The organism is Alicyclobacillus mali NBRC 102425 (genome assembly GCF_001570745.1).
Classification (GTDB): domain Bacteria; phylum Bacillota; class Bacilli; order Alicyclobacillales; family Alicyclobacillaceae; genus Alicyclobacillus; species Alicyclobacillus mali.
The window spans coordinates 1-710 of sequence record NZ_BCSG01000083.1 but is presented as its reverse complement, the minus strand read 5'-3'; the positions used below and the strand labels follow the sequence as shown (position 1 = coordinate 710).

The following is a 710-nucleotide window of genomic DNA, read 5'->3' as shown; positions in this document are numbered from 1 at the left end:
GACGCCAGCGAACGTCTACGATGGAGAGATGGCCATTCCCTTGATGGAGGAGCTCCATCGCCAAGATTGGCGGATTCGCTTCGTGTTGATGGATGCGGGATACGACCAGACGAAAAACTATGAAGCCGCTCGAGCATTGGGCGCTCAGGCTATCATTCCGATGAATCGCCGGAATGAGAAAGAGCCGCCGGAAGGGATGGATTTCGACGGCACGCCCCGCTGCACGATGGGGTACCGAATGACGTATTGGGGCGTCCATAACACCTGGCTCAAGTTTCGCTGTCCCCATGCGACAGGACATGTCGATTGCCCGCTTGGCATGGCTGCCTGTTCCGCGTCGAATTACGGTATGGTCGTGAAGAAGCACATCGATGAGGACGTCCGTCGATACGCGAATCCACATCGCGGCTCTCGGACATGGAAGATGCTTTACGATGAACGGACCGCGGTGGAACGCTGCTTTTCACGGCTGAAAGAGCAGCTCATGCTTGACGACCTGCATGTGCGGGGTATCGAGAAGGTCACAGCGCATGCGTACATCAACGCCAGTGTACTGTTGGCATCTGCTCTGGCGATGCACCGGACGAATCGTCTCGAGCAGGTGGCTTAACCTGATGCTTCGAACGAACACCACTGAAGGGGCGTGATCTATCCACACAGCAGAAAAGGATTTTTATGGAATGAGTTATCTTTCACGAGAAGTGTGCGTG

At 55.2% G+C, this 710-nt stretch carries 1 protein-coding gene; it reads left to right on the top strand.

Annotation, left to right across the window (positions count from 1 at the left end; translation table 11 throughout):
• The coding region (locus AMA01_RS13465) for a transposase (RefSeq protein WP_156468475.1) at positions 1-610 on the top strand (610 nt) is incomplete at its 5' end.
• Positions 611-710 lie beyond the last annotated feature (100 nt).